Origin of the sequence: Sinorhizobium sp. P24N7 (assembly GCF_042436655.1) — a bacterium.
Taxonomy (GTDB): Bacteria; Pseudomonadota; Alphaproteobacteria; order Rhizobiales; family Rhizobiaceae; genus Sinorhizobium; species Sinorhizobium meliloti_A.
This window is the reverse complement of record NZ_JBHMIW010000009.1, coordinates 23547-40572: the sequence shown is the minus strand read 5'-3', so window position 1 is coordinate 40572 and position 17026 is coordinate 23547. Positions and strand designations below refer to the sequence as shown.

Below are 17026 nucleotides of genomic sequence, written 5' to 3'. Positions count from 1 at the left end.
TTATAAAGACATTAGGCTCGCCGTCATCAGAAATGGGACCGGCATCATGTTTCAGCACGCTTCGGTGATGGACCACGCCATCGAACTGCCCCCGCCCTACAACCTCGTCATGATGCGCGAGACCGGCGACGCTTTTGCACACGCTCGCGCCATTGCCGCCGAATGGGGAGCAGGGACGCTGGTCTGGGCACGACGTGACGATCTGGCCGAGTTCGCCGTCGTGCTGGAACCGGAAATGCCGCTCGTGCATGCACGCCTGGCCATCTATGCTGGGATGAACGCACTGGCCGATGCGCTTGGCACACATGCGCCACCGTCACGACCCATCACCTTCGACTGGCCAGACGCGATCCGTGTCGACGGGGTCTTGGTCGGCGGCGGACAACTGAGCTGGCCGGCGGGAACGGGCGAGACCGAGACGCCGGCCTGGCTTATCTTCTCGACAATGATCCGCACCACGATCGTGCGCGTCCACGAACCGGGTCTGCGGCCGCTGTTCGGCGCACTGGACGAAGTGGGTTTCGAAGCCGTCAATACCGGCGAGATCATCGCCAGCTTTTCACGTCACCTGATGGTCGGCTTGGACGAATGGCACGACACCGGCTTTGCGCGGTTGGCTAGGCGATGGCTGGACCGCGTGTCGCCCGGAGGCCACAATGGACGGATCGCCGACAACGGGGATCTGCTGGTTCAGGCCGAACCCGGCCAGACTTCCCTTACGAGGCGGAGCCTGGCGCAGGCGCTTGCATCCTGTTCCTGGCTCGATCCCGCAACGGGAATGCCATGGCTTTGAACCTGCCGCGCACCATCCGCCTCGATCCGTCCGACACGTTCGTCTATTCGCGCGCCGCCGAGCCCGGCGAATGGGCGGTACCGGGTACATTCCTTTTCTTCGGCATCGACCCCGAAACCCTCGCCGGCAAGAAACGCCAGGCTTTTCGAGCCGGCTTCCTGGGCATCGAAAGTTTTGGCTGGTCCACCCTCGTTGTCGTGACGGAGGTGAAGGCGGAAGAACGCGCTGCGGCCGTTGAACGCCTGGCCGAACAGTTGGTCGCGCATTGCGGCGCCCCCGATCTTGAAACAGCGCGGCCGGCCGCCGAAGAAGAAATCGCGTTTGCGCAATCGCTTTGCGATCACCCGCCAAACACCATACTTGCCCTCCACCGCGCCAGCGAGCAGACTGGGATCCGGGAGGCGTTCCGTACCCTTCACCCGAAGGTGGTCGACTGGATATGGCAACGGCCTTCAACGCTATAGAGATTGACGAGGAAAACGACCGGATGGAAGAGCTCGATATCCGGACGTTGGCGGGAAGGCACACGTGAAGGATTTCTGGGTATCTTCGGGTCACCATCTCCTCGATCGGGACGAGGCAGACCGGCTTATAGTGACCGACGCGTTCCTCAAGGCTTATCTCGCTCGCCCCGAACTGCTTCCGCCGGAAGGGGCGTGTGAGGTAGAATTGCGTCTGCACCATGAGCTTCTGATGCATCATCCGCGCCGTCCGGTCACTCTGGACGAGATCGCCGTCATGGGCGACCCGGATGCCCGCGAAAACTGGGCGTTCATGATCTCCTTCCGCGACCGGCTTCTTGCCACGCCCTCGCTTGAGGCCGCTTATCTGCAACTGGCGCTCGGTTCGGCAGCCGACACGCCTCCGCTGTTCATGAACCAGCTCGCGCAGGTCGTGCTGCGCAATGCGCTCGACGGCGAGACCGAGCCCGCGGTGTTGCGCGCCGCCGAGCTGTTCTATCGCCCACAGCGGGTAAGCTTCCATGAAGGAGCGCTGCTGCTTGCCGACGCGGAAACAATAGAAGTTCACGAGCAGAACCGCCACACTTCACCGCTCTTGAGCATGCTCGGCGGGCCAGCCGTCACCGAACTCGAAATCCTGGACGAGACGAACGCCGATAGCTATTTTGACAGGAGCGATGCCTTTGACATGGTGCTCCGTCTGGGTGGCGCCCACAGCCCCGCGCGTCGCGGCCTTGCCGACGCAATGGAAGCCTGGATCCGCCATCTGGTCGCCGTCACGGTAACGATCGAACCGGTCGAGCGGATCGAAGACGACAACTGGGCATGGTTCGTCGGCCTTGACGCCGAGGCGACACGCATCGGTAATGCACTGTGGCGAGGCGAGGACCTCGACCCCGAAACGGCGGAGCGTATCGTTGCGTTGTTCCGCCTCCGCTTTTCCGACATTGGCGAGGTCAGGCCCCAAGTGGGTGCTCAACCGATCTGGCTGATCATGGCGATGACGCCCGATCGAATGATCCGCATGAAGCCGCAAAATCTTATTGCCGGTCTGCCGTTGTGCGCTACGGCGCAAGCGACCTAGGAGCGCAGTCATGGTGCGGGAAACGGAAAAAGTCGGTGTGATCGTGGAGAGGCGAGACCTGGATAGCCCATGGGCGGATCATTCCTGGGTGCCGGTCGCCGCGCTCGCGGGCGCACCGGTCGCGACACCATGGACGGTGCTCGAACAGACGACGAGGCTTACGCGCTATTATGCAGGGACATCCGACATTGAATTTTTCGGAACGGATACGGCGATGTACCGGGAGAACCTGCGTTCACAGCGGCCTAGCCTTTGGATCGCCCTCCGACTCACGGATTTAGCTCCGGGAATCGTAGTCCATCTGGTTACAGCGGATCCGGCTGAGGCCGAATCTCTGACGGAAACCAACACAGACATCATCGAAGCCGTTTCGATGCCGATTGAAATACAGGAGCGCCTTGCCGCATTCGTGGAAGCTCATCATGTCGAGCGTGCGTTCGTCAAACGCAAGCGTGATCGGACAGATCCCGAAGCCATGGCAAGTCGGATTCATGGTGGCTCACAAAGCAGGACGACAAGGGATGAGTGACGGCAGCGACAATCATCTTGCCCGCTGGTCGCGCCGCAAGCTGGCCTCACGGCGAGAGCATAAGCCGGCGGCCCCTGAATTGGACCAGGCATCGGGCGAGGTCGCCGAGAATAACGATCCGGTGGCCTCCTGTCCTGAGCGCAACCTGCCAGAGGCGAAAGCAGCGGAGCTTGAGGGTGTTGGCGTGGTCGAGCCCCTCCCGCACCTCGAAGACCTGACTGCCGAAAGTGACGTTGCGGCTTTCTTGAAGAAAGGCGTTCCGTTGGCGCTGAAGCATGCGGCGTTACGCAAGGCATGGTCACTGGACCCCGGAATCCGCGACTTCGTCGGCCCTTCGGAATATGCCTGGGACTTCAACAAACCAGGCTCGATGGGGGGGTTTGGTCCGCTCGACGCAAAGGAAACCGTCGTGGGCTTCCTGTCGAAAGCGGCGCGTGCCGTTGACACCCTTACGAAACCGGAGGCCGTTCCGCCACATGAACAACGCGGCGATGCCGTGCCGGATGCGGCCCTTCCTGTCGAGGATCTAGAGAATTTAGCGACGGAAAAGCCAGCCACCGACGAGCCGCCGGCGATAGAGCCACCAGCTCTCGAGACGTCAACCAATGTGAGCGCATCGGTTGAATTCAAATCTCACACGCATTCGCCGGACAAGATGAGTCCTTCTCAGCTTCCCGAGGCTTACTCCGGGCCCCGACATGGCGGAGCGATGCCACGCTGATCTGGTATTTGCCGGGATCTTATGTGGTAGCCTGTCAAGGTCAGGCTGTTGCATTCGTTCGGTATCGGGTTACTATGAGAAACCCATTCAGGCAGCACGGTCAAGGTATGATGAACCCCGACTTGCTTTCAGATCAGGCCTGGGAACAGCCAGATGGAGCGGATGCTTCAATCTTCGGTGCAGGAACAGATGTTCTCGATGACATCGACCAGGCCCGGGCGGACGAATACGCACTCCTCGCCTCACTATTGATCACCCCGCCGGACAGCGAATCGCTCGCCAGGCTTTCATGCTTGCAGGACAACAGCGATGCACCGCTCGGCCGTGCTCACATTGCACTTGCTCAAGCGGCAGCATCGTATTCGCACGATGCGATTTGTCGCGAATATTCCGAGCTGTTCATTGGCGTGGGACGCGGCGAACTCCTTCCCTACGCATCCTATTATCTCACCGGCTTCCTCAACGAACGCCCGCTTGCGCGCCTGCGGGCAGACATGGCCCGTTTCGGTATCGAGCGCGCCGAGGGCAATTGCGAACCCGAGGATCATCTAGCCAGCATATGCGAGATGATGAGCGGCTTTGCCTGCAATCACTTTCCCGTCTCCCACGACGAGGAGCAGGATTTCTTCAAACGCCACGTCGAGCCGTGGGCCGGGCGTTTCTTCAGCGACCTGGAACACGCTAAGGCCGCCAAATTCTACCGGTCGGTCGGCACGGTCGGTCGGCTTTTCATCGAGATCGACAGCGAAGCCTTCGCCATGGCGGCACGGCAAAACGCATAGGCGCATGCCCGGGCGCCAAGCCCACTAAGGAGGAGGATGCCAAGATGCAAGACGAGCGACAAACGGCATTGGGCCGGCGCTACTTCCTTAAGGCATTCGGCGGCGCAACGACGACCGTCGTCGCGGCCGCGGCGCTCAGTCCCACCGATGCTCAGGCCTACGACCCGGGCGAAGAGGAGATGCGGGGCCGGTATCGCGAAACGGACCACGTCAAGGCCTACTATCGCGTCAATCGCTATCCTGAGCAGAAGTGAGGGTGCCATGCTTACGAAGCGCAAGGATCGGCAGGCAAGCCGCACGCATCTGCAAACCCTGACCGGCGGCATGGCAGCCGCCCCCTTGGACCGGCGGACATTCCTCCGGCGCTCCGGCCTTGTCGCCGGCGGCCTGGCGGCACTCGGTTCGTTCCAACTCGGCACAGTCAAAAAGGCCGCCGCGATCAGCCCCCCCCAACCGGGCGTGCCGATTGAACTCAAAAAGAGCATCTGTACCCACTGTTCTGTCGGGTGCACCGTAACTGCGGAGGTCCAGAACGGCGTGTGGACGGGGCAGGAACCCTCCTGGGACAGCCCCTTCAATCGCGGCTCGCATTGCGCCAAAGGCGCCAGCGTACGTGAACTCGTGCACAGCGACCGTCGTCTGAAGTACCCGATGAAGCTCGTCGATGGCCAATGGGAGCGTACCACCTGGGAGGATGCGATCAACGGCATCGGCGACAAGCTTCTCGAGATCCGCGAGAAGTCGGGGCCGGAATCCACCTACTGGATGGGGTCGGCGAAATTCTCCAACGAAGGCACCTATCTCTTCCGCAAGCTCGCCGCTCTGTGGGGAACCAACAATCAGGATCACCAGGCCCGTATCTGTCATTCGACGACGGTTGCCGGCGTAGCCAACACCTGGGGCTACGGCGCGATGACCAACTCGTACAACGACATCAGAAATTCCAAGACGATGCTCGTTCTTGGCGGCAATCCGGCCGAGGCGCATCCGGTCGCGATGCAACATCTGCTTGAGGGAAAGGAACTTAACAACGCCAATTTCATCGTCATGGACCCGCGCTTCACGCGCACGGCTGCCCACGCCACCGAATACGTCCGCTTCAGGTCCGGCACCGACATTGCGCTGATCTGGGGCATGCTTTGGCATATTTTCGAGAATGGCTGGGAGGACAAGGAATTTATCGCGCAACGCGTCTACGGGATGGATGAGGTTCGAAAGGAGGTCGCCAAGTACACCCCGGACGAGGTGGAAACGATCACCGGCGTGCCCGGCGAGCAGTTGAAGCGCATCGCCGAGACGTTCGCGACCCAGAAGCCATCGACCATCATCTGGTGCATGGGCCAGACGCACCACACTGTTGGAACCGCCAATACGCGGGCGAGCTGCATCCTGTGTCTCGCTACCGGCAACATCGGCAAGCCGGGCACCGGCGCCAATATCTTCCGCGGCCACGACAACGTTCAAGGCGCGACGGACATCGGGCTCGACGTGGTCACCCTGCCCTTCTACTACGGTCTGACGGAAGGGGCCTGGAAGCATTGGGGGCGGGTGTGGGAGATCCCCTATGACGACCTGTTGGGCCAGTTCTCTTCCAAGGAACTGATGGAAACACCCGGCATTCCGCTGACCCGATGGTTCGATTCGGTTTCACTGCCAAAGGAAGACGTCGAGCAACCCGACATCATGCGGTCGATGTTCGTACAGGGCCACGCCAGCAACAGCATCACGCGCATACCCGAGTCGATGAAGGGGCTTGCCGGACTTGAGCTGCTTGTCGTGGCCGATCCTCACCCTACGACCTGGGCTTCGCTCGCGGTGCAGGCGGGGCGCAAGGACAACACCTATCTCCTGCCGGTTTGCACGCAGTTCGAAACCTCGGGATCGCGGGTCGCCTCCAACCGCGCGCTCCAGTGGGGCGAGCAGATCGTCCCCCCAAGCTTCGAGCAGAAGGACGATTATCAGGTCCTGTACCTGCTCTCACAGAAGCTTGGCCTCGCCGAATGGATGTTCAAGAACATCGCCGTCGAAGGTGACCGGCCGGTACCCGAGGACGTGCTGCGTGAAATGAACCGCGGCGGCTGGTCGACCGGCTATTGTGGCCAGTCGCCCGAGCGGCTCAAGGCGCATATGCGCAACCAGCACAAATTCGATCTGCTTACCCTGCGCGCGCCGAAGGACGACCCGGAGGTCGGCGGCGATTATTACGGTCTGCCCTGGCCATGCTGGGGAAAACCGGAGCTCCGTCACCCGGGAACTGCAAACCTCTACAGCACCGGCCTGCATGTCATGGACGGGGGCAGCCCATTCCGCGCCCGCTTTGGCGTGGAACGCAACGGCGAAACGCTTCTTGCCGAGGGTTCTTACACGGAAGGTTCCGAACTCACCGACGGCTATCCGGAGTTCACCATGGCCGTGCTCCAGAAACTCGGCTGGGATCGGGATCTCACCCCGGAAGAACTAGGCATCATCCAGACGATCGGCGATGATATGGGCGACATCGGCAAGGTGTCGTGGTCGACCGACCTGTCTGGCGGCATCCAGCGCGTGGCGCTCAGCCATGGCTGCCACCCCTACGGGAATGGCAAGGCCAGGGCCCTTGCCTGGAATTTGCCGGATCCGGTGCCGATCCACCGCGAGCCGATCTATACGCCCAGGGTGGATCTTGTAGCCAAGTATCCGACCTATCCAGACGCCAAGCAGTTCCGCCTGCCCAATATCGGCTTCAGTGTGCAGAAGGCGGCTGTGGACAATGGCACCGCGAAATCGTTCCCGATCATTCTGACGACCGGACGCCTCGTCGAATACGAGGGTGGCGGTGAGGAAACCCGCTCGAACCGGTGGCTTGCCGAGTTGCAGCAGGACATGTTTGTCGAGATCAACGTCGACGATGCAGCCGAGCGCGGCATCAGTGACGGAGGTTGGGTCTGGGTCAACGGAGCGGAGAACGACGTGAAGGCAAAGGTAAAGGCTCTGGTCACCGAGCGTGTCGGCAAGGGTGTCGCATTCATGCCCTTCCACTTCGGCGGCTGGTTCCGGGGCGAGGACTTGCGAGCCAATTATCCCGAAGGGACCGACCCTTACGTTCTCGGCGAAAGCGCCAACAGTATCACCACCTACGGCTACGATCCCGTAACGGGGATGCAGGAACCGAAGGTTACGCTTTGCCAGATCGTTGCGGTGTAGCGGAGGAACGAAGATGGCACGGATGAAATTCCTTTGTGACGCCGAACGTTGTATCGAGTGCAATGCCTGCGTTACCGCCTGCAAGAACGAGCACGACGTTCCGTGGGGTATCAATCGGCGGCGTGTCGTCACCATCAATGACGGCAAGCCGGGCGAACGCTCCGTCTCGATGGCCTGCATGCACTGTACGGACGCACCCTGCGCGGCAGTTTGTCCCGTTGACTGTTTTTACACCACTGCGGATGCCGTGGTGCTGCATTCCAAGGACCTGTGCATCGGCTGCGGCTACTGTTTCTACGCCTGTCCGTTCGGCGCGCCGCAATATCCACGCGTCGGCAATTTCGGCTCACGCGGCAAGATGGACAAATGCACGTTTTGTGCGGCAGGACCGGAGGCCGACTCGACGGAGGTCGAGTATGCGAAATATGGAGCCAACCGGCTGGCCGAAGGCAAGCTGCCACTCTGTGCGGAGATGTGCTCGACGAAATCGCTGCTGGCTGGCGACGGAGTGATCATTGCCGCAATCTACAAGGAGCGTGTGACGCAGAGAGGCTATGGCTCGGGCGCATGGGGCTGGCATACCGCCTATCGGGAGACAGTAGACGTCTAGGGCATCCTGCAGCCGATAAAGTGATCTGAATGCAGATAGGATGATCTGGAACCTAAGGATAAAGCGCCATGCATCATCCTTTCACGCTCAGGAAGGACGCTTCGGCGCTTCGGTCGAACATCGGGATAGCCGGAAATGGGTTCCGTTTCGGTACGATGGTCCGGGAAAATCGAGATAGCGGGTGCTGCTTGGCGTCGCAGCGAAGTTGGGAGGACGGAGCAAATGCGGATCTGGAGCCTTTATCGACTGGTCTCGGCGGCGGTTGCGGCATTCATACTGGCTTTCGTCCTATGGATGGCGCCCGCCGGGGCGCAGGAGCGCGCACCGGTCAACAACCCCGGTGCGCAAGGGGTGAGCGAGCAGCAGCTTCTTGATGAGCTCGGCAAGATCCAGGGTCGGGTCACGATACCCGACCGCAAGGCCACAACGCTGCAACAACCTCAAGGTCGGGACTATCAAACCTTCGAGCGGACTGCTCTACCCTGGGTTGGTGCGTTCATCATTATCGGCACGCTGCTCTCCATCGCGCTGTTTTATCTCATCCGGGGCCGTATTCGGACACAGGCAGGCGAATCAGGTCAAAAAATTCTCCGGTTCAACGCGCTGGAACGCCTGCTCCATTGGACAACCGCAACGGCCTTCATCGTCCTCGCGATCACCGGTTTGAACTTGATCTTCGGAAAGCGCCTGTTGATGCCGCTGATCGGGCCGGAGGCGTTCTCGACCTGGTCGATCTGGGCCAAGTACGCGCATCATTTCGTATCCTGGGCGTTCATGCTCGGCGTCGTATTGATGTTGTTGACGTGGATCCGACACAATCTCCCGGACCGCTACGACGCAAAATGGCTTAAGTCCGCCGGCGGATTCTTCGACCGGTCGAACCAAACGCATATACCGGCGGGACGTTTCAACACCGGGCAGAAACTCATCTTCTGGTCTGTCGTGGTGGGGGGGACTGCGTTGTCGGTCTCAGGCGTGTTCATGCTGTTTCCGTTCTCCTTCACTGACGTCAACGGCATGCAGATGGCCCAATATGTCCATGCCATCGTGGGCCTCATCATGATCGCTGTGATCATTGGGCATATCTATATCGGCACGCTCGGTATGGAAGGTGCCTGGCAGGCAATGGGCTCTGGTTCGGTGGACCTGAACTGGGCCAAGGAACATCACAGCGCCTGGGTGGAAGAGCAGCAAGGCAAGACCGGTGCCCGGACACCGCCGCATACTGCCGCTGAGCCTGCGGAATAGACCAGCCATATTCGCACTCGAACGGCGATCTGCGTATCGCGCGTCGTGGCAGAGTTGCGCCACCTGTGCCGCGAAATACTCTGGCAGAACCTAATGCAAAGCAGTTCTGCATTGCTGAAAGGCGAGGCATCCGAGGACGAAAGGGCCAAATTTTGAGACCGGCTCGGATGTTCGATCAGAGGGTGATCAGAGGGTTTGAATGTCACCTGTGCAAAAGACGCTCGGAGCCTCCTACGAAGGTTTCTCCTCGTTGTCCGCAGAAACGCTGCCGGGTTCGCCCGACCAGCTCTTTCCGACGAGATTGTGACCTGGATCCCCAACCCGGGCGCCCTCGGTCCTGTAGACCTCCCAAGCAGGCTCTGCCGGCTGTACGTTCGTAAAATAATAGCCGGTACCAAACGCGATCGCTCCTACAACGACTACTCCCGTCACGATTATCCCCATTGCGGACTCCTTCGCTTCCGTTGCCACTCGATGCAGCCGCGACCAGGTGCCAACGGGCTATTCGTCTGGGCACAATTCCGGCATCTTATCGTTCTCCTACGGGCCGCTAGTCCCAGAGGGATTTTGAGCTGCGCCTGAATTCTGCTGATACCGGATATCCAATGCTGCCAATGCAATCAGCGGCGGTGGCATGGCAACGCCGGCAACTCTCATCTTCCGGGCCGTCTTTTGGCATTCCGCGATATCGTTCGCGTCGGCGAGTTGCTGGGCCGCTTCCATGCTCAGCACGGATTCCTTGGGCGTGCTCATCACATCGGCGGGCGGGAGCGGCGCTGCCCGTGACTCTTTCTGCGGTGCGTTTGCAACCGATCCGGCATTCGCCTGATCCTTGCCCGGCTCAGGCGCATCGGTTGCGACGCCGTCCTGTCCGGTAACGGCCTGGGCCGAATTACTCCCGCCGCCCCCCGAGGGGTCTTTGCCGGTGGTGGCCGTCCCAGCCAAACCGGCCGAGCCTTGCTGGCTCGAGGCGGGCTGCGGAGGCTTTGCCTGCTGAGCGGCCGTCACGGCAGTTTTCTTCGCATCGGCAGCTTGAGGTGCGTCTGGAGGGGGAGCCTTCATGAAGCCAAGAATCTCCTGGCACAGGTTGGCCGGACCGCCTGGTGGCGAGGCAGCCGCCTCTATTGGCGAGGCAGATTGGGGAGATAGGGGCGCCGGTGGCGTCGCAGTCTGCGCCAGGCAAGTCGAAGTTGAGAGTGCGAACGCTCCCGCGAGAATGATTTCTCTCATCGCCAGCTCCTTGTCTTGTTGATCAGGCAGCGACTATGGAAATTCCTGTTTAACATGCGGGATCATCGCTTAACTTGCAAGTTCAACGGTAACCGCTGGCACCGATTTTAGGCTCCATCGTTGGCACTCCGAGCCCTTGCCGTAGCGTTGTCCTCGTCCGTTTTGATGGACTACAATCCAAACGAGCAGTAGGGAAGGAAACGAACGGGATCGCCCGGTGCGACCCGGCGGGCGCCATCGGCAAGTTCGACAAGTCCGGTGGCCCAGGAAAGCCCGCTGACCCGCCCCGAACCTTCCGACCGGAAAACCTCAGCGTGACCTTCCGGCGTCAATCGCGCCCGCAGATACTCGCGCCGGCCTGCGTGTTTGTTCTTTTCGAAAGCGGCCGGAACCGTGAAACTCATTGGCTCCTCCCATCCCTCGCCGGCCAACACGGAGACGGCCGGGCGGCCGAATATTAGAGCGCAGACGAAGGCCGCGACCGGATTTCCCGGCAGGCCGAACACCGGAACACCCCTCCACAAGCCAAGCGCCAACGGGCGGCCCGGCTTGACGGCGATACGCCAGCTTTGCATCACACCGGCCTCCTGTAACAGCGCCGAGACATGATCCTCGTCTCCCGCCGAGGCCCCGCCGGAGGTGAAGATTACATCTGCCTCTGTTGCCCCTCGGTCAAGCCGGGCGGCCAGTGCTGCTCGGTCATCGCCGACATGACCAAGGTCTACAGGCACATGGTCCCAGCGCCGAGCCATTGCGAGAAGCATCGGCCGATTGGCGTCATAGATGCGGCCGACTTCCAGAAGGGCTCCGCCAGCATCCGCGGCGATCTCGTCACCAGTGGACAGCACACCCAAGCGCAGCGGACGGAAAACCGAAACCCTTGTCGCGCCAACGGCAGACAGCAGCGCCAGATCTGGCGGGCGCAGGCGATGCCCGGCCGGCAATGCGACATCGCCGGCGATCACGTCCTCGCCGGCCTTACGGGTATTTGCTCGCATCTTGATCGGACCGTGGAAGGCTATGCGGTGGCCATCGGTGGCGGTATCCTCCTCCAGAACCACCGTGTCGACCCCTACGGGAAGAATTGCTCCGGTCAGGATGCGGACCGCCATTCCCTCCGGCACAGGGCCTAAAAATGGCACACCCGCCGCCGCACGGCCTTCGATCAGCGGCAGCGTCTGGAGTCCCTCGCCGGTAGCCGCATGAGCAAAACCGTATCCATCGACGGCTGAGTTGGCGGCGGGCGGATTGGAGCGACGTGCAACTGCATGGTGCGCCAAAACGCGGCCGAGCGCATTGGAAACGTCGAGTTCCTGGATATCCACAACAGGAGACAGGTTTGCCCGTAGCAGGCCGAGCGCAGTATCCACAGGGGTCCAATCGACGCCCGGCGGCAGGGCGAAACAATCGTTCTTCAAGCGTGGCGGCGTAAGCGGAGGAGGCGTCATCGACATCAGCAAGCCCAATGAAAAACGAAACCGACGGCGCCGATCTTTCGTGTGCTGGTACAGTCGACCGCGTCGTAGAAGGTCATGCCAAATCTCCGTGCAGAATCGCATTGGCGCGCACCATGTCCTGCGGCGTGTTGACATTGAAAAACGGATCGAACGGCGCCGACGCAAACAGCGCAGTCGCGGTGCCATGCCGTTCGGCCCAAAGCATGATCTTGCGAAGCCCGCCTGAAAGTTCGGCGTGGAGGTCCTCGCGCAAACCGACAGGCCACAAACCGAAGGTGGGATGGTGGCGCAGCGATCCCGCCTCATCCGGAGAGGCGGCCAGCGCTATTGGAACCTTCTTCTGTGCCGCCGCGTCGCTGAGCCTGGCCACTAGGTCACGGGGGAGGAAAGGCGTATCGGCCGCCGCAGTCACGATCGCATCCGCGCCCTCTTCGGCCGCCCACTCGAGGCCCGCGAGAACACCCGCCAGGGGCCCAAGATAATCCGGCAGCGTATCGGCAAGCACAGGAAGCCCGAAATCTGAAAAGCGCGCTGGATCCCCATTGGCGTTGATCGCAAGCTCCGCGCATTGCGGCGCAAGCCGTGCATGTACATGACCGAGCAGCGTTACATCGCCGAGCCGCAGCAAGCCCTTGTCGCCGCCACCCATACGAGTGGAACGGCCTCCGGCCAGTATGACACCCATAATTTTAGTCAATTAGTGCGCCTTTGCGGCGGTGATGTTTCTCATCCTCAGGTACGGTTTCGGGATCAGCATCCCAGATCAGCCTCTCCTCTCCCGTTAGACAGACGAAGCGTTTACCACGCATGCGTCCAATCAGTGTCAGCCCTACCTGGCGCGCAATCTCCACGCCCCAGGCCGTGAAGCCTGAGCGCGACGCGAGCACCGGAATCCCCATCATGGCGGTCTTAATGACCATTTCGGACGTAAGCCGCCCGGTGGTGTAGAGAATCTTGTCTTCAGCTCCCACTTTCTCGAAGAGCATCCAGCCGGCGATCTTGTCGACCGCGTTGTGACGACCGACATCTTCCATATAGACCAGCGGTCGGTCCTCCTTGCACAGCACCGTTCCATGGATCGCGCCAGCTTCAAGATACAGGCTCGGCGTAGTGTTGATCGTGCGGGCCAGCGTGTAGAGCCACGACGTCCGCATTGGCGCGGCCGGCAAGGTCAGCCCCACCAGGCCCTCCATCATATCGCCAAACACCGTACCTACAGCACAGCCACTCGTGCGGGTCTTCTTCTTGACCTTTTCTTCGTACGTCGTGCGGCTCTCGGTCCGGACGACAACCACGTCAAGTTCCTCATCATATTCAACATCGGTAACCGTTTCTGCAGGATCTAGCATCCCCTGATTACGCAGGAACCCGAGCGCGAGGTATTCCGGGTAGTCGCCGATCGTCATAGCCGTGACGATCTCCTGCGAGTTGAGGAAGATGGTGAGGGGCCGCTCCTCGATAACCGAAAGTTCGAGCTTTTCGCCAAGATGATCCACGCCCATGACAGATCGCGTCAGCCGTGGATTCTCTGTGTTCGGTCCTATGATGTAGTCAGCCGCCATTGGTCACCATCAAAAGAGGGTTGCCGTTATGGGTCTGTAAATAAAGTGCAGTAGCAGGTGATGTCCGTCAAGCAGCCGACCACATCTCGCCTGCCGGTGCGACGCCGGGGCCAAGCGTTCAATGAACAGTTTCCGTCCGGTTTCAGCACGATCTCGGTGACGCTCGGATCATCCAATGCAACGCAGAGCTGATCGCCAAGCGCTTCTTGAAGCTTGCGCACGAGTCGAGGATGGGATCGAAGCTTTGTCGCGGATGTCTCCTTTAAGCTGCTTCACTACGGTGGCCAGCGATTTGAGCGCGATAGTTGGCGGGCCGGAGCTTCTTGAATGTGCTGGTGTCGGCGAGGACCCAAGAGCAGGAAGTAGGCGGGCGACTCTATATTCCTTGTCAGCCGGTGAGACTCGTACATTAACAATTGTAGAAAGTAATTGATTTTGCGTAGTAATAATGCGGCGAAAACGCAACAAAGAATGGCCCAATCAACCGATTCCGGCCCGGACGGTGCTGAAAGAAATCTCGATGGTAACGCTGTTCGGCATTATGCGAAAAGCCATCTAGCAGGACACGCCCGATCCGGATGCGGCGTCTTCAACTGCAAGGTCTTAGTTGATGGTGAACACCTTTGCTCGGGGTTATCGACAGCCCCCATTCGGGCGACGCGCCGCTTTAACTCCGGAATTCTTCGTATGGAATCGTGTCAAAGCCGCTCAGTAAACGCTTTAATACAACTGCATAAAATCCTGAAACAGGGCAGACACGTCAGGTTCGTAGATCCCGCTCCGCACTGATTGTCGTCAATCGACACAGACAAGGAGAGGCCACATGACTGCTATCGACACATTTTCCCGCCGGAATCATATTGCTGACCGCGCCATCGCGCTTGCTATTGGGTCCATGATGCTGCTGCCGGTCACAGCCCTGCGAGAGGCAAGTGCCGCTGAAACCACCTTAGTCAGTTCCAAGAACCAGCAGGCGGATGAAAGCATTCGCCCGTTTGAAATTCATGTCCCGCAGTCTCAGCTCGACGATCTTCGCAAGCGGATCGCGAACACGCGTTGGCCGGATAAGGAGACTGTCGGCGATATCTCCCAGGGCATCCAGCTCCAACGTGTCCAGGAACTGATTCGCTACTGGGGAAGCGAGTATGATTGGCGTAAGGCCGAGCAGGAGCTGAATGCCCTGCCGGAATTCATTACCACGATTGATGGGGTCGATATCCAGTTCATCCACGTCCGGTCGCGTCACCCAAACGCCCTCCCCGTCATTTTAACGCACGGCTGGCCGGGATCGCAGTTCGAGTTCATCAAGACAATTGGTCCACTTACCGATCCAACCGCCTACGGTGGTCGCGCGGAAGATGCGTTCGACGTCGTGATCCCGTCGATTCCCGGTCATGGATTCTCCGGCAAGCCTACCGAACTCGGATGGGGACCGGAGCGGGTCGCGAAAGCTTGGGACGTGCTCATGAAACGTCTGGGATATTCGACCTATGTTTCCCAAGGTGGCGACCACGGTTCGGTGATCTCTGATGCGCTGGCGCGGCAAGCTCCGAAGGGCTTGCTCGGCATTCACCTCAACATGCCCGCGACTGTTCCAGGGGAGCTGATGAGGGGCATCAATGCAGGCGATCCGGCACCGGTAAGCTTATCGCAGCCCGAAAGGGAAGCCTATAGGTCCCTTAGCACGTTCTTCGGCAGGAACGCCGCCTATGGCGCAATGATGGTGACCCGCCCGCAGACCATCGGCTACTCGCTAGCGGACTCGCCATCCGGTCTAGCGGCGTGGATTTATGAGAAATTCGTTCAATGGAGCGATAGCAACGGCGTGCCTGAAAATGTCCTCTCCCGGGACGAGATGCTCAACGACATCACCCTCTATTGGCTGACGAACGTCGGTGCGTCGTCGTCGCGCTTCTACTGGGAGAACAACAACAACAACTTCAGCTCCGACGCCCAGAAGACCAAAGACATCAAGGTGCCCGTGGCAATCACGGTGTTCCCGAAGGAAATCTACAAGGCACCGGAAAGCTGGAGCAAGCAGGCATACCCATCTCTGGTCTACTACAACCAGGTCGAAAAGGGTGGCCATTTCGCTGCCTGGGAACAGCCGCAGCTGTTTGCCGAGGAATTGCGGGCCGCATTTAAGTCGATGCGTTAGACTCCAATTCCACATCGGTGCGGCTTCCTTCCGGAAGCCGCACCTTCGCTTTGCGGGCTTCGTCCTGCCCTTCAGCGATGATGCCCATAGCGTATGCTATGGCTCATCCCCGCGCTTCTCGCCGGCTCCGGCATCGCCGCGGGGATCGAGTTGCGAGCGTCCGCGCCCCTCCTGCGGCGACGCTCTCCATATGAAATTTGTAAGCAGATGTACGGCTGCGTTCTCGCGACAAACTTCGTTACACCGCCGCGCGTTTCGAACATATCGCGGATACACCCGAAAGCTCTTATTCGCGGGTCACTTCAAGCGAAAGGAGATCACATGTCCCGCTACACGCATATCCTCGCGGCCCTGGCAGCGAGTGCTCTGGCCCTTGCTGGGCCGGCTTTTGCCGGTCAGAAGCCCACTGTCGTACTCGTGCATGGTGCGTTCGCAGAATCGAACAGCTGGAACGGTGTCGTGCGGGAGCTGGAAAAAGACGGCTATCCTGTCGTAGGGGCCGCCAATCCGCTCAGAAGCGTCAAGGGCGATGCTGATTATGTTTCGGCCATTCTCTCCGGGATCAAGGGACCGATTGTTCTTGTCGGCCATTCCTACGGCGGCAGCGTCATCTCCAGCGCCGCGAACGGTCATGAGAACGTCAAGGCTCTGGTCTTCGTCGCGGCGTTTGCGCCGGAAGCGGGAGAAACGGCCATCGATCTCACCGGAAAGTTCCCCGGCAGTACCCTGGGCCCTACCCTCGCCCCGCCGGTCACCCTGCCGAATGGAGGTCATGATCTGTACATCGACCAGAACAAGTTTCCCGATCAGTTCGCCGCAGACGTTCCGCTCGTTGAAGCCAGGCTTATGGCAGCGGGACAACGCCCTGTCGCCGAAGCCGCGTTGAAGGAGCCGGCTGGCGCGCCTGCCTGGGAGAAAATCCCGTCGTGGTTTGTTTACGGCGACGCTGACAAGAACATTCCGCCTGCCGCGATGTCTTGGATGGCTGAGCGCGCAAAGTCCAAAGAGACCGTGGTCGTCAAGGGCGCTTCGCACGTCCTCATGGTTTCCCATCCGGAAGCTGTCTCCCACCTTATCGAGAAGGCCGCAGCGTCGGCCGAGAAGTAGTCGCAAAGCTTCCGACGGCATTATTGCGCGTCGGGAGAATACACCCCACCGTCTAAGTGCGGATCATCGAAAAGGTCAGCCGTCGCCCGCCCGGTACGCTG

Annotated in this window: 16 protein-coding genes and 2 pseudogenes; 12 read left to right on the top strand and 6 right to left on the bottom strand. The window is 60.3% G+C overall.

The features are described 5' to 3' along the window. The first annotated feature begins 46 nt into the window (after positions 1-46). The 10 genes and pseudogenes from ACFHWW_RS17015 (at position 47) to ACFHWW_RS16970 (ending at position 9411) form a co-directional block, all read left to right on the top strand. A complete protein-coding gene (locus ACFHWW_RS17015; RefSeq protein ID WP_379939437.1) occupies positions 47-793 on the top strand; it encodes a biotin/lipoate--protein ligase family protein in 747 nt (248 codons plus the stop codon). After that, positions 784-1325 (top strand): annotated as a pseudogene (locus ACFHWW_RS17010) (DUF6505 family protein). Before ACFHWW_RS17015 ends, ACFHWW_RS17010 begins: the two are co-directional and overlap by 10 nt. Beyond that, the gene (locus tag ACFHWW_RS17005) at positions 1322-2338 is read left to right on the top strand and encodes a DUF6352 family protein (protein WP_324765355.1); all 1017 of its coding nucleotides are present in this window, start codon (positions 1322-1324) and stop codon (positions 2336-2338) included. Before ACFHWW_RS17010 ends, ACFHWW_RS17005 begins: the two are co-directional and overlap by 4 nt. A gap of 10 nt (positions 2339-2348) precedes the next feature. After that, positions 2349-2867, top strand: coding sequence for a DUF3305 domain-containing protein (locus tag ACFHWW_RS17000; RefSeq protein WP_324765356.1), 519 nt, complete (start codon positions 2349-2351; stop codon positions 2865-2867). Next, entirely contained in the window at positions 2860-3588 is a 729-nt protein-coding gene (locus ACFHWW_RS16995) for a DUF3306 domain-containing protein (protein WP_324765357.1), read from the top strand. The genes ACFHWW_RS17000 and ACFHWW_RS16995 overlap by 8 nt, the downstream gene beginning before the upstream one ends. 110 nt (positions 3589-3698) lie before the next feature. Further along, on the top strand, positions 3699-4370 hold the full coding sequence (locus tag ACFHWW_RS16990; protein ID WP_379939434.1) for a molecular chaperone: 672 nt from the start codon (positions 3699-3701) through the stop codon (positions 4368-4370). Positions 4371-4414: 44 nt separating this feature from the next. Further along, positions 4415-4624 (top strand): formate dehydrogenase, encoded by a 210-nt coding sequence (locus ACFHWW_RS16985; protein WP_100673341.1) that lies wholly within the window; start codon positions 4415-4417, stop codon positions 4622-4624. 7 nt (positions 4625-4631) lie between these two features. Continuing rightward, entirely contained in the window at positions 4632-7553 is a 2922-nt protein-coding gene (locus ACFHWW_RS16980; RefSeq protein WP_102763334.1) for a formate dehydrogenase subunit alpha, read from the top strand. A 13-nt stretch (positions 7554-7566) separates the two neighbouring features. After that, positions 7567-8163 (top strand): formate dehydrogenase FDH3 subunit beta, encoded by a 597-nt coding sequence (gene fdh3B / locus ACFHWW_RS16975; RefSeq protein ID WP_018099290.1) that lies wholly within the window; start codon positions 7567-7569, stop codon positions 8161-8163. Positions 8164-8385: 222 nt separating this feature from the next. Next, a complete protein-coding gene (locus ACFHWW_RS16970) occupies positions 8386-9411 on the top strand; it encodes a formate dehydrogenase subunit gamma (RefSeq protein ID WP_338279565.1) in 1026 nt (341 codons plus the stop codon). 231 nt (positions 9412-9642) lie between these two features. Here the strand turns inward: ACFHWW_RS16970 and ACFHWW_RS16965 are convergent, their stop codons facing one another. The 6 genes and pseudogenes from ACFHWW_RS16965 to ACFHWW_RS16940 all read right to left on the bottom strand — a co-directional run. Then, positions 9643-9855: a hypothetical protein gene (locus ACFHWW_RS16965; RefSeq protein ID WP_100673338.1), complete on the bottom strand. Its 213-nt coding sequence runs from the start codon at positions 9853-9855 to the stop codon at positions 9643-9645. 96 nt (positions 9856-9951) lie between these two features. Further along, complete coding sequence (locus tag ACFHWW_RS16960; RefSeq protein ID WP_379939431.1) at positions 9952-10641, bottom strand: hypothetical protein; 690 nt, start codon at positions 10639-10641, stop codon at positions 9952-9954. 170 nt (positions 10642-10811) lie between these two features. Continuing rightward, positions 10812-12095 carry a molybdopterin-binding protein gene (locus tag ACFHWW_RS16955; RefSeq protein ID WP_379939429.1) on the bottom strand — a complete coding sequence of 428 codons (1284 nt, stop codon included), beginning with the start codon at positions 12093-12095 and terminating at the stop codon, positions 10812-10814. Positions 12096-12171: 76 nt separating this feature from the next. Then, on the bottom strand, positions 12172-12783 hold the full coding sequence (gene mobA / locus ACFHWW_RS16950) for a molybdenum cofactor guanylyltransferase MobA (protein ID WP_379939837.1): 612 nt from the start codon (positions 12781-12783) through the stop codon (positions 12172-12174). 4 nt (positions 12784-12787) lie between these two features. Continuing rightward, positions 12788-13660, bottom strand: a complete 873-nt coding sequence (locus ACFHWW_RS16945) for a formate dehydrogenase accessory sulfurtransferase FdhD (protein WP_026169086.1) — start codon at positions 13658-13660, stop codon at positions 12788-12790. Between the two features lie 70 nt (positions 13661-13730). Continuing rightward, positions 13731-13881, bottom strand: a pseudogene (locus ACFHWW_RS16940) (conjugal transfer protein TrbB); the annotation flags it as partial. Positions 13882-14555: 674 nt separating this feature from the next. Between ACFHWW_RS16940 and ACFHWW_RS16935 the strand changes: the two are divergent. Further along, positions 14556-15818 (top strand): epoxide hydrolase family protein, encoded by a 1263-nt coding sequence (locus tag ACFHWW_RS16935; protein ID WP_379939835.1) that lies wholly within the window; start codon positions 14556-14558, stop codon positions 15816-15818. 321 nt (positions 15819-16139) lie between these two features. After that, positions 16140-16925, top strand: coding sequence for an alpha/beta fold hydrolase (locus tag ACFHWW_RS16930; protein WP_379939427.1), 786 nt, complete (start codon positions 16140-16142; stop codon positions 16923-16925). Positions 16926-17026 lie beyond the last annotated feature (101 nt).

What these genes read in the sequence shown, in the direction of transcription:
- ACFHWW_RS17015 (WP_379939437.1), top strand. Translation starts at nt 47, where the DNA reads ATGTTTCAGCACGCTTCGGTGATGGACCACGCCATCGAACTGCCCCCG.
- ACFHWW_RS17000 (WP_324765356.1), top strand. Translation starts at nt 2,349, where the DNA reads ATGGTGCGGGAAACGGAAAAAGTCGGTGTGATCGTGGAGAGGCGAGAC.
- ACFHWW_RS16995 (WP_324765357.1), top strand. Translation starts at nt 2,860, where the DNA reads ATGAGTGACGGCAGCGACAATCATCTTGCCCGCTGGTCGCGCCGCAAG.
- ACFHWW_RS16990 (WP_379939434.1), top strand. Translation starts at nt 3,699, where the DNA reads ATGAACCCCGACTTGCTTTCAGATCAGGCCTGGGAACAGCCAGATGGA.
- ACFHWW_RS16985 (WP_100673341.1), top strand. Translation starts at nt 4,415, where the DNA reads ATGCAAGACGAGCGACAAACGGCATTGGGCCGGCGCTACTTCCTTAAG.
- ACFHWW_RS16980 (WP_102763334.1), top strand. Translation starts at nt 4,632, where the DNA reads ATGCTTACGAAGCGCAAGGATCGGCAGGCAAGCCGCACGCATCTGCAA.
- fdh3B (WP_018099290.1), top strand. Translation starts at nt 7,567, where the DNA reads ATGGCACGGATGAAATTCCTTTGTGACGCCGAACGTTGTATCGAGTGC.
- ACFHWW_RS16970 (WP_338279565.1), top strand. Translation starts at nt 8,386, where the DNA reads ATGCGGATCTGGAGCCTTTATCGACTGGTCTCGGCGGCGGTTGCGGCA.
- ACFHWW_RS16965 (WP_100673338.1), bottom strand. Translation starts at nt 9,855, where the DNA reads ATGGGGATAATCGTGACGGGAGTAGTCGTTGTAGGAGCGATCGCGTTT.
- ACFHWW_RS16960 (WP_379939431.1), bottom strand. Translation starts at nt 10,641, where the DNA reads ATGAGAGAAATCATTCTCGCGGGAGCGTTCGCACTCTCAACTTCGACT.
- ACFHWW_RS16955 (WP_379939429.1), bottom strand. Translation starts at nt 12,095, where the DNA reads ATGTCGATGACGCCTCCTCCGCTTACGCCGCCACGCTTGAAGAACGAT.
- mobA (WP_379939837.1), bottom strand. Translation starts at nt 12,783, where the DNA reads ATGGGTGTCATACTGGCCGGAGGCCGTTCCACTCGTATGGGTGGCGGC.
- ACFHWW_RS16945 (WP_026169086.1), bottom strand. Translation starts at nt 13,660, where the DNA reads ATGGCGGCTGACTACATCATAGGACCGAACACAGAGAATCCACGGCTG.
- ACFHWW_RS16935 (WP_379939835.1), top strand. Translation starts at nt 14,556, where the DNA reads ATGATGCTGCTGCCGGTCACAGCCCTGCGAGAGGCAAGTGCCGCTGAA.
- ACFHWW_RS16930 (WP_379939427.1), top strand. Translation starts at nt 16,140, where the DNA reads ATGTCCCGCTACACGCATATCCTCGCGGCCCTGGCAGCGAGTGCTCTG.